19 protein-coding genes are annotated in these 16226 nt (G+C 68.4%); 7 read left to right on the top strand and 12 right to left on the bottom strand.

The window, feature by feature from the left end; genetic code table 11:
* Positions 1-717 precede the first annotated feature (717 nt).
* From Pth03_RS13965 to Pth03_RS13930, 8 genes are all read right to left on the bottom strand, one after another.
* Positions 718-1689: an NAD(P)-dependent alcohol dehydrogenase gene (locus Pth03_RS13965; protein ID WP_203944659.1), complete on the bottom strand. Its 972-nt coding sequence runs from the start codon at positions 1687-1689 to the stop codon at positions 718-720.
* A gap of 100 nt (positions 1690-1789) precedes the next feature.
* Positions 1790-2023, bottom strand: coding sequence for a hypothetical protein (locus tag Pth03_RS13960; RefSeq protein ID WP_203944658.1), 234 nt, complete (start codon positions 2021-2023; stop codon positions 1790-1792).
* A gap of 260 nt (positions 2024-2283) precedes the next feature.
* Positions 2284-3168: an alpha/beta hydrolase family protein gene (locus Pth03_RS13955; RefSeq protein ID WP_203944657.1), complete on the bottom strand. Its 885-nt coding sequence runs from the start codon at positions 3166-3168 to the stop codon at positions 2284-2286.
* A gap of 44 nt (positions 3169-3212) precedes the next feature.
* Positions 3213-4403 (bottom strand): kynureninase, encoded by a 1191-nt coding sequence (gene kynU, locus Pth03_RS13950; protein ID WP_203944656.1) that lies wholly within the window; start codon positions 4401-4403, stop codon positions 3213-3215.
* Between the two features lie 13 nt (positions 4404-4416).
* The gene (locus Pth03_RS13945) at positions 4417-5265 is read right to left on the bottom strand and encodes a tryptophan 2,3-dioxygenase family protein (protein WP_203944655.1); all 849 of its coding nucleotides are present in this window, start codon (positions 5263-5265) and stop codon (positions 4417-4419) included.
* A 206-nt stretch (positions 5266-5471) separates the two neighbouring features.
* The gene (locus Pth03_RS13940) at positions 5472-6875 is read right to left on the bottom strand and encodes an MFS transporter (protein ID WP_203944654.1); all 1404 of its coding nucleotides are present in this window, start codon (positions 6873-6875) and stop codon (positions 5472-5474) included.
* Between the two features lie 6 nt (positions 6876-6881).
* On the bottom strand, positions 6882-7328 hold the full coding sequence (locus tag Pth03_RS13935; RefSeq protein ID WP_203944653.1) for a MarR family winged helix-turn-helix transcriptional regulator: 447 nt from the start codon (positions 7326-7328) through the stop codon (positions 6882-6884).
* Positions 7329-7452: 124 nt separating this feature from the next.
* A complete protein-coding gene (locus Pth03_RS13930) occupies positions 7453-7977 on the bottom strand; it encodes a DUF2306 domain-containing protein (protein WP_203944652.1) in 525 nt (174 codons plus the stop codon).
* An 87-nt stretch (positions 7978-8064) separates the two neighbouring features.
* Here Pth03_RS13930 and Pth03_RS13925 point away from each other — a divergent pair, with 87 nt between their 5' ends.
* Together Pth03_RS13925 and Pth03_RS13920 are read left to right on the top strand one after the other, a co-directional pair.
* Positions 8065-8403: a PadR family transcriptional regulator gene (locus tag Pth03_RS13925; protein ID WP_203944651.1), complete on the top strand. Its 339-nt coding sequence runs from the start codon at positions 8065-8067 to the stop codon at positions 8401-8403.
* Complete coding sequence (locus tag Pth03_RS13920) at positions 8385-8966, top strand: hypothetical protein (protein ID WP_203944650.1); 582 nt, start codon at positions 8385-8387, stop codon at positions 8964-8966. Before Pth03_RS13925 ends, Pth03_RS13920 begins: the two co-directional genes overlap by 19 nt.
* Here Pth03_RS13920 and Pth03_RS13915 read toward each other — a convergent pair.
* Positions 8953-9177 carry an MmyB family transcriptional regulator gene (locus tag Pth03_RS13915; protein ID WP_203944649.1) on the bottom strand — a complete coding sequence of 75 codons (225 nt, stop codon included), beginning with the start codon at positions 9175-9177 and terminating at the stop codon, positions 8953-8955. The two genes, Pth03_RS13920 and Pth03_RS13915, sit on opposite strands and share 14 nt — an antisense overlap.
* A 230-nt stretch (positions 9178-9407) precedes the next feature.
* On the opposite strand from Pth03_RS13915, the gene Pth03_RS13910 reads away from it, so the two are divergent.
* From Pth03_RS13910 to Pth03_RS13900, 3 genes are all read left to right on the top strand, one after another.
* Positions 9408-9845 carry a GFA family protein gene (locus Pth03_RS13910; RefSeq protein ID WP_203944648.1) on the top strand — a complete coding sequence of 146 codons (438 nt, stop codon included), beginning with the start codon at positions 9408-9410 and terminating at the stop codon, positions 9843-9845.
* Positions 9846-9927: 82 nt separating this feature from the next.
* A complete protein-coding gene (locus Pth03_RS13905) occupies positions 9928-11298 on the top strand; it encodes an NAD-dependent succinate-semialdehyde dehydrogenase (RefSeq protein ID WP_203944647.1) in 1371 nt (456 codons plus the stop codon).
* Positions 11299-11408: 110 nt separating this feature from the next.
* Positions 11409-12422 carry an LLM class flavin-dependent oxidoreductase gene (locus Pth03_RS13900; RefSeq protein ID WP_203944646.1) on the top strand — a complete coding sequence of 338 codons (1014 nt, stop codon included), beginning with the start codon at positions 11409-11411 and terminating at the stop codon, positions 12420-12422.
* A gap of 74 nt (positions 12423-12496) precedes the next feature.
* Here the strand turns inward: Pth03_RS13900 and Pth03_RS13895 are convergent, their stop codons facing one another.
* From Pth03_RS13895 to Pth03_RS13885, 3 genes are all read right to left on the bottom strand, one after another.
* Positions 12497-12883 (bottom strand): SCO5389 family protein, encoded by a 387-nt coding sequence (locus Pth03_RS13895; RefSeq protein ID WP_203944645.1) that lies wholly within the window; start codon positions 12881-12883, stop codon positions 12497-12499.
* Between the two features lie 94 nt (positions 12884-12977).
* The gene (locus tag Pth03_RS13890) at positions 12978-13910 is read right to left on the bottom strand and encodes an ATP-binding protein (RefSeq protein WP_203944644.1); all 933 of its coding nucleotides are present in this window, start codon (positions 13908-13910) and stop codon (positions 12978-12980) included.
* Positions 13911-14105: 195 nt separating this feature from the next.
* Complete coding sequence (locus tag Pth03_RS13885; protein WP_203944643.1) at positions 14106-14720, bottom strand: CGNR zinc finger domain-containing protein; 615 nt, start codon at positions 14718-14720, stop codon at positions 14106-14108.
* Positions 14721-14813: 93 nt separating this feature from the next.
* Here Pth03_RS13885 and Pth03_RS13880 point away from each other — a divergent pair, with 93 nt between their 5' ends.
* Positions 14814-15560, top strand: coding sequence for a metallophosphoesterase (locus Pth03_RS13880; protein WP_203944642.1), 747 nt, complete (start codon positions 14814-14816; stop codon positions 15558-15560).
* Positions 15557-16222, top strand: coding sequence for a LysE family translocator (locus Pth03_RS13875; RefSeq protein WP_239119016.1), 666 nt, complete (start codon positions 15557-15559; stop codon positions 16220-16222). The genes Pth03_RS13880 and Pth03_RS13875 overlap by 4 nt, the downstream gene beginning before the upstream one ends.
* Positions 16223-16226: the final 4 nt, after the last annotated feature.

Below are 16226 nucleotides of genomic sequence, written 5' to 3'. Positions count from 1 at the left end.
CCGCCGCTGGTGCGCCGAAGGCGGAGGTCAGCAAGGGCAGCTGGCGAACGGCAGACCTTGATGTTCACCGAGCTCCGTGGGAGTCGGCCCGGTCGGCTGTCATGGCGGCCTTGGTCCTCGCCACCGGCATCACCAGGGCGCTGTCTTGTCAATGAGCGAGTAGTGATCAGCACAACGAGGCGCTGGGGGAGCGGCATGTGAAAACGACCGGCCCTGCCCAAGCGGCCGAAGCGGAATTCCTCGTGCCCACATCAGTGTGGAAGGGATTGAGAGAGAAGAATCTGTTCGGTTGGAACTGAGGGCGTTTGGAACTGAGGGTGTAAGGACTGACAGTGATGAGTCATCAACAGGTCTTGCCTCTGCGCTATAATCGCCCGTTTCGCCCTTGGCTGTATGAGGCGTCTCACTGCAGGCTGATTCTGCGCAGTCAAGCCGGCAAAGGATTCAGCGTTGATCAGGCACACGAGAGTAGCGCACGGTGTCACGGCTTCGGGATTTCGTAGAAATGCCCACAAAGGCCGAAATCGCCTTGCCGGGCGTCGCTAAAGGATCAGCCGAGACGGCGGCCGACGAACCCCTGCTCGGCAAGCGTGTCAGTCCAGCCACACGCTTGACGGATCCGTCCCGAGATGCCCCTGACGCGCAGAGTGCTGGACGCCGTCATGACCCCGGCCCTTTCCGGCCGCACCCTGGAGGGACGGTCCTCCTTGGAAGGGGTCAGCTCGAATGCTCGATGCTGATCACGACGTTTCCCGTTTTCTGGCCCGTCTCGACGTACCGGTGGGCTTCGAGGATCTCGTCCAATGCGTACCGCCTGTCGATGACCGGCTTGAACCGCCCGGACTCGATCAGTTCCTTGAAATACCGTGCCGTCGCCGAATCGTGTTTCGGCAGAGGGAACTTGACCTTCTTTCCGCCGAGCAGCGGAGTGGCGAGCGCCAGGATCGGATTCTGGGACCACGGGCCCAGGTCACCCACGATAAAGACTCCACGCGGTTTCAGCAGCCGCCTGCATCGCCAGAACGTGCTCTTGCCGACGGCGTCGATGACGAAGTCGTATTTCCTCTCGTCCCTCGTGAAGTCTTCGGTCATGTAGTCGACGACCTTGTCGGCGCCCAGGCTCCTGACGAGTTCCACGTCCTTCGTGCCGCAGACCGCGGTGACGCCGGCGCCGACGCTCTTCAGGATCTGGACCGCCGCCGAGCCGATGGCCCCGGTCGCGCCGTAGACCAGGACGTCGTGGCCGCGCTCGATCTTCGCCGCCCTGATCACCGAGAGGGCGTAGTGCGACCCCTCCGTGCTCGGGGCGGCCTCCTCGAAGGTCAGTCCTTCCGGCATCGTCGCGAGGGTTCCGTCATCCGCGACCGTCATGTATTGGGCGTGGGCCCCGAATCCGGCGTCGTTGTAGCCGAACACCCTGTCGCCGACGGTGAAGGACGTGACACCGGCGCCCACCGCCTCGACCTCTCCGGCGAACTCGGTTCCGAGAATCGTCACTTTCGGCCTGATCAGGCCGGTGAAGAATCGCCAGATGAACGGCTTGGCCGCCCTCAGCGCGCAATCGGTGCGATTAACCGTCGTCGCGTGGACTTTGACGAGAAGTTCGCCGTCCTTGGGCGAAGGCTTCTCCACTTCTGCGACCGTGACCACTTCCGGCGGGCCGTACCTGGTGCGGAACGCAGCCTTCATGGCTGCATTGTAGCCACCGCAGGACGATCTGATTGTTTTCCATGAACAGCCGCTGAAACAGGCGTAAATCTGAATTCGTGAGCCGGGCCGTTCCTTGAGTTCAGCGGCCTGCGTGGCGGGTCGGTTCGAGAAGGGTCTCGCTGAGGATCCGGGGCAGCCAGTCCTGCCAGTCGCGCATGGTCCAGCCGCAGACCTCGGTCAGCCGCTCGAACAACTCGATCGAGGTCAGTGCGTAGATCTGATCGGCGGCCTGCTCGACGCTCAGGCCGGTGCGCAGTGCACCGACGGCCAGGCACAACGCGAAACCTTGTCGCCCGGCAGAGACGTCCCGCAACAATTGAAGTCCTGGGCCACCCCGTCGGCATTGAGCTGTGCTAGGTCGTTGACTGCTCTACCTGCTGTCAAGTAGGGAGTTCGCAGGTTTTGTGGTTGCTGGGGCGCCCGGCCTGGCGTGAAGCTGTGCGAGATCTGGAATCTCCCACGTTATTTGATTTTGGACAGCGGTGGCCTCCGGGGCCGGAAATGAAGTGGGGGAACGTGGACTGAGCCGAACACGGTGAGGCTGCTTCACCGCCCCGCCCCGCCCAGCGGTGGTCAGCCGACGACCGTCACCAGGCGCGTGATCTCCTCCGCGACCAGGGCGCAGGCGTCCGCCGCTGGATCGATCAGCGGGAAGTGCCCGGCATCGGCCACCTGGATGAGGCGAACCGTCTCGCCCACCTCGGCGGCCGCGCGTACGAAGGATTCGGCGACCTCGGCCGGGACGACGATGTCGGCGTCGCCCTGGACGACAGTGGTGGGGACGCCGGTGGGCAGCAGCGCCACCGGATCCGCCGACGGGCGCCGCTCCTCGAACCGTTCGGGCCCGCCGAGTAACTGGAGCGCGGCGTCGGAGCAGACGGACAGTTCGCCGGCCTTGATGAAGTCGGCGATCGGCGCGAGCGCGACGACTCCCGCGACGGACGGCCGGGGGCGCCACCAGGGCGACCCCTCCGGCAGCCTGTGGCGGGCCGCCGCCCACAGCGCGAGGTGCCCGCCGGCCGAATGCCCCACCACGACCGCGCGGCGCGAGTCCGCCTGAGGGAGAACGTCCGCCACGAGGCGGGGCAGTGCGTCCATGGCGGCGGCCACGTCGTCGAAGGTCTGCGGCCAGCGTCCCGCCGCACCCGGCTCGGCGCCGCCCCGCCGGTATTCGACCGAGGCGACCGCGAAAGCACGGCGTGCGAGGAAGGCCGCGAAGGGCGCGACGTGCCGCCTGTCGTAGGCGGCACGCCAGGCGCCTCCATGCAGGACGACGACTAGGGGCGCCTTCGCCTCACCGGGAGCCATGCGGGGCGCGTAGAAATCGACGACCTGATCGGCGTGGCCGCCGTAGGAGGCGGTGGCGTCCGGTTCCACGAAGGGATGGGAGAAGGCCGACTCCTGCTCTGCGCCGTCTCGTGCCTCAGCGTCCGTGGATACCGCAGGTGCTCCGGTCATGTACGCGATTCCTCCTTCGCCAGGGGGTGCGAACCGCACGCCGGTCAACGGGTTGAGATCACCTCTGCCAGCACCCGCGCCGCCCGCTCCACGTCCGCGAACGACACGTACAGCGGCGTGAAGCCGAAGCGCAGCACATCGGGCTGCCGGAAATCGCCGACGACCCCGCGGGCGATCAGCGAGCCCATCACCTCACCCGCGTCGGCGCGGCGGAGCGCGACCTGGCTACCCCGCTCCTCATGCCGGGCGGGGGTGATCGACTCCACTCGTCCCGCGGGCACGTACGCCGCGACGCACTCCAGGAAGAAGTCGGTCAGGGCCAGGCTCTTGTCCCGTACGGCCTCGATCGGCACCTCGTCCCACACCTCGAGCGCCGCTTCCAGCGCGAGCATCGAGAGGATGTCGGGGGTGCCCACCCGGCCGCGCGGCGCACCGTCCGCGGCCTCGTACCGCGGCGACATGCCGAAGGGGTCCCGGTGCGAGTTCCATCCGGGAAGTGGCGAATCGAAGCCGGCCTGCAGGTCTCGGCGCACGTACAGGAAGGCGGGGGAGCCGGGACCTCCGTTGAGGTACTTGTAGGTGCAACCGACCGCGAGGTCGACGCCGTGCGCGTCGAGCCCCACCGGCAGCGCGCCCGCGCTGTGGCACAGGTCCCACACCACCAGGGCGCCCGCGGCGTGCGCCGAGGCCGTCACACCGGGCAGGTCGTGCAGCCGCCCGCTGCGGTAGTCGACGTGGTTGACGAGGGCGACGGCGGTACGAGGCCCGAGGGCGCTCCGGAGTTCGCGCGGTTCGACGGCGACCAGACGGCGGCCCGTCATGCGCGCGGCGGACTCCGCGATGTAGCCGTCCGTGGGGAACGTGGTCGCGTCGACGACGATCTCGTCGCGTTCCGCGCCGGCCATCCGCACCGCGCCCACCAGCGCCTTGAAGACGTTCACGCTGGTGGAGTCGCCGACCACGATCTGGCCGGGGGCCGCGCCGACCAGCGGGGCGATACGGTCACCGATCCGTTCGGGCGCCGTCCACCAGCCGGACTCCGTCCAGGACCTGATGCGCAGCCGCCCCCACTCCCTGGCCACGACGTCGGCCATCCGGCCGGGCACGGTGGTGGGCAGCGCGCCCAGCGAGTTGCCGTCCAGGTAGACGGTGTCGTCGTCGAGGACGAACGCGGCGCGCTTGCCGCGCAGCTCATCCGCTTCGTCGAGTTTGCGGGCCTTCTCCGGGAGGTTCATGAGATGTACGTGATCAGACATGGCTGCGCGCCGTCCACAACTCGGGGAACACGTTCTTCGCGGCCCGTCTCTCCAGCCAGGCCACACCCGCCGAGCCGCCGGTCCCGGCCTTTGCGCCCATGGCGCGCCGGGTCGCCACGAGATGGTCGTTGCGCCAGCGCCATACCAGTTCGCCGACGTCCGTCAGCGCCTCGCCGAGCCGTACCAGGTCGGAGTCCCGGTCACCGGAGTAGATCTCCGTCCATGCCGCCTCGACCTCGGCCGAAGGCTCGTACCGCTGCGACAGATCCCTTTCCAGCACGGCTCGTGGTACGGCGTGACCGCGCCGTGCGAGGAGATGCAGCACCTCGTCGTACAGGCCCGGCTCGCGCAGCGCCTTCTCCAGTTCCGCGTGGATGCGCGGCGCGCCTCGGTGCGGCACCAGCATGGACGACGACTTCTCGCCGAGCAGGAACTCCATCCGCCGGTACATCGCGGACTGGAAGCCGGAGCCCTCGCCGAGCGCGGACCGGTACGCGTTGAACTCGGCGGGGGTGAGCTGTGACAGGGGCCGCCAGGAGGCGTTCAGCGCCTCCAGTTCGCGCACGCTTCGTTTGAGTGCGTCCATCGCGACGGGCAGCCGGTCCTCGCGCAGCGCGCGGCAGGCGGTCTCCCACTCGTGGACGATCACGGTGAACCACAACTCCATGACCTGGGTGGTGACCAGGAACACCATCTCACCGGGGTCGTCGGAGAGGGGGTGCTGGAGGTGGGTGAGGACGTCGGCTTGGACGTAGTCCTCGTACGGCGTCGTGCCCGCGAAGGCGAGGTTCGGAGACTCCGAACCGATGCCGGCTTCTCGGGACGCGGAGCGATGCGACATCGCGGTCTCCTCGAGACGTGCTGCCGGGTAGCGGTCCGCTCCCTTCCTCTCGGCACTGGAGCCCCGGTCCCCTCGGGTCCGGCCATCTCGGTACGGCCGGAAACCCACCAGGCATGATGCGGGATTGTGTCCTGATATGGCAAGAGTGATCCCATATTCGTGCGGATCGCTGTGGTCGCCGGCCGGCCGGCGCGGCATCCGCCGGTTCACGCCGTGGTCGCCGAGAGGCGTCGCAGGCTCCGGTCGAAGACGGTGATGAGGAGGTACAGGACTCCGGCGCCGAGCATGATCCAGGCGAGGTGGTGCATTCCGGCGGTGTCGGCGCGCTGCCCGAAGGACGCGGCGGTGGCAGAAGAGGCGATCATCGAGCCCAGGTAGGCGAAGGTCCGCAGCAGGCCGGCGGAGGATCCGGTGCGCTGGGGGTCGGCCTGGAAGTACACCGAGTTCTGCAGGGCCAGGCTGTTGGAGCCCTGCGGTACGCCGAAGACCACGGCGAGGACGACCAGCGCCCACAGGGGGCTGCCCGCGGTGAGCGTCAGCATCAGTGCGCAGGCGGCGATCTGGCCGACGGCGCCGAGCAGGAGCTTTCCGAAGACCCCGCTGTGCCGGCCGACGGTGACCGAGACGGCTATCCCCACGAGGAACATCGGGATCTGCACCAGTCCGGCGTGGAAGGGCGAGAGCCCGTAACCCTCCTCCGTCCACTGGGTGAACCCGTAGAGGAAGGCGTAGGAGACGACGTAGGCCACCAGTGCCCGTGCGTAGGTGGCCAGCAGCGGCACGTTGCCGCCGAGCACCCTGAGGTCGATGAACGGCGTCTTCGTGCGCAGCTCCCACACGGTGAAGCCGGCTCCGGCGGCGACCGTGATCACCGGCAGGTACCAGGTACTGACGTGCAGGTTCATCAGGAACAGCAGCAGCGAGACCAGCATGGCAGCGAACAGGCCCATGCCTGGCAGGTCGATCTGTGCAGCCGGCCTGCCCCGGGCCGCCCTGCCGGTGCTCGGCTGTTTGGGCAATCGCAGCGCGCCGAGGGTGACCGCGACCGCGGCCAGGGGGATGTTGAGGGCGAAGGTGGAGCGCCATCCGCCCAGCCCGATCAGCAGGCCGCCCAGTAGGGGGCCGACCACGGCGATGGTCTGGTTGGCGACCGCCAGAGTGGTCAGCACGCCCGCGGGGCTGTCCTGGCCGGTCCGCTCGGCCTCGCTGCGCAGCAGTGCCATGGCGGCGGGGTAGCCGGCGCATGTTCCGAAGCCGAGCAGGACTCGTGCTGCGATCAGGACCCCGAGGTCGGGGGCAAGGGTGCCGACGATGCCGGCGACGCCGACGAGGCTGGTGCTGAGGAGGAAGAGGCGGCGGGGGCCGAAGATGTCGATCAGCCGGCCGACGATCGGCTGTCCGAGGGCGGTGGCCAGGTAGAGGGCCGAGACCAGCCAGGCGGTCTGCGACGGCGGGGCCCCGAACGCGGCGCCGATGGGGATGAGCGCGACGGCGATGATGGTGGAGTTGATCGGGTTCAGGACCGAGCCCAGCATCATCGGGGGGATGAGGCGGCGGTCGAAGCCTGCCTTCCTGGTGTCGCCGCGTGCGGCGGTTGTCTGGTCAGTCATATCTGGTCAGTCATGGACGAGTCGCTCCAGTACGGCCATGGCCGCGATCACGGTCTGCCGTTCTTCTTCGGTGCACTTCTTCTGCAGTTCGGCGGCGAGCCATTCGCCGCGGGCCTGCCTGCCCTCCTCGGCCCGTCGGCGCCCCTCGGCGGTGAGCGCGATCAGCAGGCGGCGACCGTCGCCGGGGTCGCGGCGCCGTTCGACTAGACCCAGGTCGGCCAGAGCGGTGACCGTGGCCGCCATCGACTGGTGCCGCATGCCCTCGACGGCGGCGAGGTCGCTGGTCGTGAGCCCCTCGTTGTCCATGAGGCGGGCCAGTACCGATGCCTGGGTGAGGCTGATGCCCTCTGTGCCTGTGGCGGCGCGGATGCGGCGCCGCAAGCGCCCGATGACGGCCCGGATCTCCTGCGAGGCGCGGACGGCTGAAGGCGACGGCCCACGATCTCCACTCATGGTCATCCCTGGAATCAGATTGTACAGTTTACCTGTGCAGGTAAACTGTACAACTGGCTGGGACCGTGCGAAGCCGGCGCTCTGAAACCGAGGACGCCGCGGAGCGGAGATCGGCCGGAAATACCTAAGCGCCTTGGGTCGCTTCTTGTTGATCGCCTTCTGCTCGCGCGGGGCTCCGCCTCATTGCGCGTGCGATAAGGGGAAGGCCGACGAGACCGGGCAATACCCAGTACGCCACCTCGGGAAGCCGGTTCCACAGCGGCAGGTGTGGGCCGTTGTCCACGTAGAAGCCGGTCACCATCGCCACGAAGGAGAGCCCCATCCCGCCGGCGTGGAAGCGGGGCCGTCGCCGGCGGTTGAGGTAGCCGGCCAGGGCCGCGGTGAAGGCGAGAATGCCGATCGCGAACAGGTGGACGTTCTCGCGCCAGCGGATCGCCGACATGACGGTCAGTGTGACGAAGACGACAAGCAGGCTCCAGAAGTAGGCGCGGCCGAACCGCCGATGCGGGCGGCCTCCCTTCCGCGTCAGGGCGGCCACCGCGCCGCACGTCACGCAGGTGAGCCCGGCCGCGACATGGATCGTCAGCGCCGTCAGGAACACCGGTCCCGCGTCGGGGATCGGAATGCCCAAGATCTCAATGTCGCCCATGGGCCCTCCTATACGTAGCGTTGCTACCTATAGCGACGCTACTCCGGCTCTTGGGCCGTGGGAAGAGTAGGTATAGCGTTGCTACCTATGAGAGCCGAAGCGCTCAAAGGGCACCTCGACGGACTGCTGCTCGCCGCTCTGGAAGACGGACCGCGGCACGGTTACGCGGTGAAGGAAGCCCTGCGTGATGCCACTGACGGCAAGCTCGACCTGCCGACGGGAACCGTCTACCCGGCGCTGCACCGGCTGGAACAGGCCGGCTTGATCAGTGGAAGCTGGGTGGTGGTGGCCGGCCGCAGGCGACGAACGTACGAGCTGACGGAGGACGGACGGCGCTCCCTCAAGGGCGCGCGCGACAACTGGCAGGAGTTCGCCGCGGTCGTCTCCACCGCCCTGCGGGGTGCGCCATGGCCTGCCACGAGCTGATAGAGGGCCACCTCCAGGCACTCGCCAGGTCGCTCCCCGCCTCCGTCGTCGAAGAACTCCGCGACGGCCTCATCGAGTCCTACGAAGATCAGCTGGAGCGGCTCGGCGACGCGGAGGCGGCCGCCCACGCCGCGATCGCGGACTTCGGCGATGCGGACACGGTGACGGCCGCCTTTGTCCGGGCCTCTCCCGGCAGGGGGATCGCCGTACGACTGCTGCTCGCCGGGCCGGTCGTCGGTCTGAGCTGGGCGGCCGCCCTCATCGCCGGCCACTGGTGGACCTGGCCGATATCGCCACCATTGCGCCTGGCGGTCGGCCTCGTGCTCGGTCTCGCCGTACTCATGCTGATCGTCGCCGTCCGGGAACGGCACCACTACCGCACCGTACGGCTGGCCGCACTGGCCGGCGCGACCGGCGTTGCCGTCCTCGACACCACTCTGCTGGCGACGGTCGTCATGCTGCCGGCAGGACCTTCCGTATTGCTCGTGCCTGCGCTGGCGGCCAGCGTCGCGAGAGTTCTCCTGGTGGTGCGCGCCGTACCCGAGATGATCAGCGACCCGTGACCGCGCCGCCGGCCCAGTTCCGCTCCTGCGGGGCACGGGCGGCCCAGTCTCCGAAGACGGCGGAGGCAGTCTGGTTCCACGCAAGCACATCGGTGCGGCGGCCCCATACATGTGCCGGCACGCCTTCCATCGCCGTCAGCAGCTCGAGCACCGCGGGCCTCACCTGATGCCGCTTGGGCTGGGCGCCTGCCCCTGCCAGTGGTAGCCACACGAGACGTAGGCGAAGCGGGTGTCTGGCTAACACCGCGCGCCCGAAGCACGCTCGATGTGTCCTGAGCGACGGCTTGCAAGCCCCTGGCCTGGCCTCCATTGCGTTCGGCGGTTTCATCGGCGGTCTTCTGCCGGCCTGAGCAGCCGCCTCGATCGCATGGGCACCAGTGATCTTCCTGATCGCCGCAGCCGCACGGACAACCCAGCGGACCGAATAAGGGAGATCCTGAAATGAGCAATATCGATTTGGCGCCTGGCTCCAGGGTGCGAACCGGACACTGCCTGTGCGGCTCGATCAGCTACCGATTCGACGCAGAGCCCGAGACCGTCGTCCTTTGCCACTGCGCTCATTGCCAGCGAAACAGCGGTGGGGCGTTCTCAGTAAACGTTCTGGTGGCGCGTGATTCTCTGGAAATCAAGGGAACGCCCAAGTCCTACCAAACAGTCGGAGTCGAAAACGGCAACCTGCGGGACAGGCTTTTCTGCACCGATTGCGGTACTCCGATCTTCACGATTCTTCACGAACGGCCCGATCTCATGATTGTCAAGGCCGGAACCCTTGATGACCCCTCGGGGCTGAAGCCGGCCGCCGAGGTGTGGTGGCGTCGAGCCCAGGACTGGGTCGAACCGAACCCGAACCGAGCGAGGTTCGACGGCGACGCGAAGTGACGCGCGCGTCGAGGAGATCGCGGCGCTGAGAGGCTCGATCTCACCCGGCATCAATTCGAAACGCCAGAATGAGGAGCAGACCATGGGCTTTCGTACGATCAACCCGGCCACCGGCGAATTCGTGAAAGAGTTCCCGCTGCAGTCGGATGAAGAAGTATTTGCGGCACTGGAAACCGCGGACAGGCTCTACCGCGAAGACTGGAAGTTCAGGCCGGTTGCGGAACGGGCTCGAATCGTCAGTCGTGCCGCTCATATCCTGCGTGAGAATCGGGATGAGTACGTGGAATACCTGACCCTGGAGATGGGGAAGGTCACCCGCTTCGGCTACTTCGAAGTCGATCTTGTAGCCGATATTCTGGACTATTACGCCGAGCACGGGGAGAAATTCCTCGCGGAGCAGTCGCTGCCGGGCGAGCCCGGCGCAAAGCTGATCGCCGAACCCATCGGCGTCATCCTGGCGATCGAGCCGTGGAATTTCCCTTACTATCAGCTGGCCCGTGTGGCCGCGTCCCAGTTGGTGGCGGGCAACGTGGTCCTGATGAAGCACGCAGAGAGCGTGCCGCAGTGCGCTCTGGCCTTCGCTCGGCTGTTCGAGGAGGCGGGAGCGCCGGAAGGGGCTTACACGAATCTCTTCTGCGGCATCGAGCAGATCGCCAAGCTGGTCGACGACTTCCGCGTGCGCGGCGTCACCTTGACCGGCAGCGAGAGGGCGGGGACCTCGGTTGCGGAACGCGCCGGCCGCAACCTCAAGAAGGTGGTCCTGGAACTGGGCGGCAGCGACCCTGCTCTGATCCTGGAAGGCGCCCCTTTGGAGCATGCGGTCGAGCAAGTGGTGATGGGACGCACCTACAACTCGGGGCAGGGCTGCGTCAACATCAAGCGCGTGATCGTGGTCGGCAGGGAACGGGGCGAGGAGATGCTGGCCGCCCTGAAGGAGCGCTTTGCCGCGATCAAGGTGGGTGACCCGAAGGACGAGGCCACTTCTGTCGGCCCCCTGTCCAGTGAACGCGCCCTGGAGGGACTGCTTCGGCTGATCGAGGACGCAAAGGCTGCGGGAGCGCGAATCGTTCACGGTGGCAACCGCGTCGACCGCCCCGGGTTCTATCTCGAACCGACGATCATCACGGACATCGGCGAGAACAACCCGCTCTACCAGGAAGAGGCCTTCGGACCAGTGCTGTCCTTCTACGTCGTGGACAACGAGGAAGAAGCGATTCAGCTGGCCAACGCCACGAGGTTCGGCCTGGGCGGCTACGTCTTCGATGCCGACGTCGAGCATGCCCAGCAGGTGGCGACCCGCATCGAGTCCGGCATGGTGTACATCAATTCCTGCTTCGCCGACTCGCCGAGCCTGCCCTTCGGAGGGGTCAAGAACTCCGGATACGGGCGTGAACTGTCGGAACTGGGCATCGGCGAATTCCTCAACCGCAAGCTGGTGAGGGTCGCGCCGTAGCGCGAACGGATGGGCGGGCGACGTGGACGTGTGACGCCCTCGCCCATCGAACCCAAGCTGCCGGTGATCGAATCAGAGGGTCCGCACGGTTGATCGGGCAGCATTGAGGCATGCGTGTTGGCGTCTTCCTGATCGCCGCGGGCTTCCCCGGCATGGCTCCCGGTGAGGTGCTGAGTAACACGGTCGAGGCGGTCGTCGCCGCCGAGCGCGCCGGATTCGACGACGCGTGGATCGCCGAGCATCACTTCATGTCGTACGGCGTGTGCCCGTCGGCGACCACGCTGGCGGCCGTGGCGCTCGGCCGTACGACCCGGATCGGCCTGGGGACGGCGGTCAGCGTCCTGTCGACCGGGCACCCCGTCGCGCTCGCCGAGCAGGCGGCGATCCTCCACCACGTCTCGGGCGGCAGGTTCCACCTGGGCGTCGGGAGGGGCGGGCCGTGGGTCGACCTGGAGGTCTTCGGCACGGGCCTGGACCGGTTCGAGTCGGGTTTCGCCGAGTCGCTCGACCTGCTGTGCGCGGCGCTCGGCGGCGACTCGGTGTCCGCGGACGGAGACTTCTTCCGCTTCCGGGAGGTGCCCTTCGTTCCCGCCGTACGGATGTCGCCCGCCGTGGCCTGCACGTCGGCCGGCAGCGTACGCCTCGCGGCCGATCGCGGCCTGCCGATGCTCCTCGGCATGCACATCGACGACGAGGAGAAGGCCGCCATGCTCGGCGACTACCGGGCCAGGGCGTCGGCCCGCGGCGGAAACGCGTCCGTGGAGCCGGACGCGCAGGGCCACGTGGCGGCGGTGGTCGGCCACGTGGCCGACTCGACCGCCCAGGCGGTCGACGAGTTGAAGGACTCGCTGCCCCGGTGGCTCGGCCCGGGGCTCGCCGGCTACCGGCCGGTGGACGGCAGGCCGCCCCCTCAGCGCGATATCGCGAAATATGTGGACATGCTGTGCCGGATTCACCCGGTGGGTTCGCCTGAGCATTGTGTGGAAACGATCCGGGGGACGGTCGCACGGACCGGGTTACGCCACCTGATCCTCATGGTCGAGGGCTGCGGGACCCACGCCGGGACGTTGGAGAACATCGCCCGCCTGGGGGCGCAGGTGCTCCCCGCGCTACGCGCGCTCTGACTTCCTTCACGGGCGTCACAGCGAGACCAGGCCCGGGGCGGCCGTGAACGACCGGCCCCGGGCCCCTGTCGGGATCAGCAGTCGACCAGTTCGGGCTTCTGGTTGAGGATCTGGGCGCGGGGCGTCACGAAGTCCTCGTACGCCTCGGTCGCGGCAGGGTGGAAGACCGCCACCCGGTGGCAGTTCTGGAACGCGAGCCGGACGCCGAAGTGCCGTTCGATCGCGCCGCGCATGGCGTCGCTCGCCAGGCATCGGAGCAGCTGGCCGCGTGCGGCCTCGTCCGGCGGGGGAACCTGGTTGTCGGCGAACTCGGCGCCCGCGCGGTCGCGCCGCTCGGCCAGTTCACTGATCGTCGCCCAGGCGTAGGGGAGCGAGTCGCGGACGCAGGCCAGGAACGCCGCGTCGTCCACCTCGCCGGTGCGGGCCTGGTCGAGCAGCTCGTTGGGAACGGTCAGAGACATGAGACCTTCTTCTCTCGAGGGAACTTCGCGGATGGGACAAACGAGACGCTAGATCGGGGCGGCGGCGCCTCCATCTGGCCCCGGAGCGACAAGTTCATGGAGTGACGACGGCCGGGCCGTACACGAACCCGGGGTCGATCTGGGCGGCGAGGTCCTGGCCGGTCGCTCTGTTCGCCCAGGCGTGCGCGTTGCGCAGGTGGAATTCGGCCGCCTGCCTGCCGAACCTCTCCCAGTCCTTGGGCTGGGCGTCGAGCCGGTCGAGCAGGGTGCCGAGGGCTTGGCGGTTGGCCGGTTCGAGGTCGGCGAGGGTGAACGGCCGGCCCTGTTCCATGCCGCGGACGGCGGGGGAGTGCTCGAACCAGGTGAGCAGGTCGTCGCCGACGTGATCGCGGAGGAAGCGGACGTCGTCCGGTGACTGGATCTTGTTGCCGACGACCGCGATCGGGACGTCGAAGTCGGCGGCGTACTCCTGGTACTGCCGATACACGCTCACCCCCTGCCGGGTGGGTTCGGCGACGAGGAAGGTCAGATCGAACCGCGTGAACAGGCCGGAGGCGAAGGAGTCGGCGCCCGCGGTCATGTCGACCACCACGTATTCGCCGGGGCCGTCGACGAGGTGGTTGAGGTAGAGCTCGACCGCGCCGACCTTGGAGTGGTAGCAGGCCACGCCGAGATCGTCTTCGGAGAAGGGCCCGGTCACCATGAGTGACAGGCCTTCGGCCTGGGTCGAGGGGAAGAAGGGGTCGTCCAGGCGGACCAGCCGGGATCCGCGACCGGGCGGCGTGGTCTTGACCATCGACGCGGCGTCCTTGATCAGAGGGTTGTCGCCGCGGAGGTAGTCCTTGATCTCGGTGGTCATGGAGCCGAGGGGGCGCGGGGACGCGGTGGCGCCCAAAACGAGGCCGAGATGCTGGTTGATGTCGGCGTCCACCGCGACGACCTGGCCTCGTTGTGCCGCATATCTGGCGAAAAGCGATGACAGCGTGGTCTTGCCGCTTCCGCCCTTGCCGACGAACGCCACTCGCACGAGAGGTCATCCAATCTGATTATGAAAACGGTTGTGATTTTCGCTGTCGTCATGATGACAGAGAGTGACGGAGATCGCCAACTCGATGAGGAAATTCGGGGCGCGACAACGGCCCCCGCTTTGCCCGGCCGCCTCTAAGCCGGGCATTTCTGGACGTGTTGAAGGAATCGTCCAGCGGTTGAACGAGCCGGAGCCCTATGCCTGGTCGCCGGTGGTGTGGCGCTGGTAGTGGCGGGCGACCCGGGCCCGGTTGCCGCAGGAGGGCTTGCACCACTCCTGGCGCGGGTGCTCCTTGATGAAGTAGCGAACGCATCGCGGCGCCGGGCAGGCGCGCAACCGCTCGCGGGCCGGGCCGGCAAGAAACTCGATCGCGGCCCAGGCCAGTGCCGCTGCGAGCCGCCGCCGGTCGTCGGCGGGCCCGCTGCCCCGCCAGGCGGCGGCTGGTTCCGCACCCTCCGGCCAGCTCAGCATCGGGCTGAGGGGCAGCGTGGCGGCGGCCTGGTTGAGCCGCTCGACCGCTTCCGGCGGGGAGAGCAGTGACGAGGAGTCGGCCCGGCTGGGTGGTCCCGGCCGGACGGCCTCCGCGAACAGGGTGCGTACGGCACGGCGCAGCGCCACGACGTCGAGCCGCATCTGCTCGTCGGCCGCATCGGCGAATTGCTCGACGCCGACCGCGTACTCCCGCAGCGATGCCGCCTGCTCGCGAAGCCAGCCGGCCAATCCGGCGACATCGGCCAGGTCGTCGGCGACGCCGCCGTTGCCGTCATGCCGGATCGTGCCGGATAAGGCGAGGGCGAGCTGCTGTGACATCCGTTCTCCTCAAGTACCGGCTTGCGTGCCCAGTCGGGCCGACTGTAGCGTCCCTAACGTCTAAAGCTAATCCAACCATTAGTGAGGGTGTCCATGCTCGTCATCGCCCATCTCAGCGACACGCACATCGACGATCACCCCCGGTCGGCGGAACGGACCGCCCGGGTCATGGACTACCTCAACGCCCTGCCGCGGCCGGTCGACGCGATCCTGATCACCGGGGACATCGCCGACCACGGCGAGGTGACCGAATACGAGACCGCCGCGAAGCTCTTCGACTCCCCGTCGCCGGTCATGGTCTGTCCGGGAAACCACGACGTGCGCGCCGCGTACCGCAAAGGGCTGCTCGGCGACGACTCGGGCGGCACCGGACCGATCAACGCCCGGTACGACGTCGCCGGGGCGGTCTTCCTCCTCGCCGACTCCTCGATTCCCGGCCAGGACGACGGCCGTCTCGACGCGGAGACCCTGAACTGGCTCGGCGGTGAGCTGGACTCGCTCGCGCCGGGCACGCCGGCCTTCATCGCCTTCCACCACCCGCCGATCGCGCTGCACCACCCCGTCGTCGACCCGATCCGGCTGCTGCCCGCCGAGCCGCTGGCCGAGCTGGTCGCCGCCCATCCGCAGGCCGTCGCGGTGCTGACCGGCCACTTCCACACCGCCGCCGCCAGCACGTTCGCGGGCCGCCCGCTGCGGATCGCGCCCGGCGTCGTCTCCACCCTCCGGATGCCGTGGGAGGGCGAGGGCCGGTTGGCGACCCAGGAGCAGCCGCCCGGGGTGGCGTTCCACGTGTACGACGACACGGGACTGCTGACCACCCACTACCGGGTGGTGGTGTGAGCGTGCGCGAGGTCGCCGTACTCGGCTTCCTCGCGGCCGTCGCGCCCGTCACCACCACGCCGGGAACGAGCCTGACGTTGGTCGTGTCCCGGGTCGCCGCCGGCGGGCGGCGGCAGGGCTGGTGGGTGATCCTGGGGACGGTCACCGGGCTCTACACACACGCCACGCTGGCCGCGGCCGGCCTCGCCGCGCTGGTGCTCCGCTCGTCCCAGGCGTTCTGGATCGTGAAGCTGATCGGCGCGGGCTACCTGGCCGGGTTCGGACTCTGGCTTCTCTGGTCCGGGGTTCGCCGTCCCCCGCTGCCTGCCGTATCGGCCGCTGCGGCGACGAGCGGCTCAGGCCCCTCCCGGATACGGCGGCTGCCGTGGCGCGGGCACCACCCCTACCTGCAGGGGCTGCTCGGCAACGTGCTGAATCCCAAGGCCGCTGCCGTCTATCTCACCCTCGCTCCGCAATTCCTCGAACCGGGCCGCCCGGTGCTGATGCCGATGCTGCTGCTCGCCACGGCACACGCCGCCCTGCACACCTGCTGGCTCGCCGGCTGGACCGCCGTCTCCGGCGCCGCGGCCCGGCTGCTGCGTACGGCCAAGGTCCGCCGCCTGCTCGATCGGCTGACCGGGGCGATCCTGCTCGGCCTTGGCGTCCGTACCGTGATGGACTGACGGA

The sequence above is a fragment of the Planotetraspora thailandica genome (assembly GCF_016863335.1).
Classification (GTDB): Bacteria; Actinomycetota; Actinomycetes; order Streptosporangiales; family Streptosporangiaceae; genus Planotetraspora; species Planotetraspora thailandica.
This window is presented reverse-complemented; position numbering and strand designations above follow the sequence as displayed.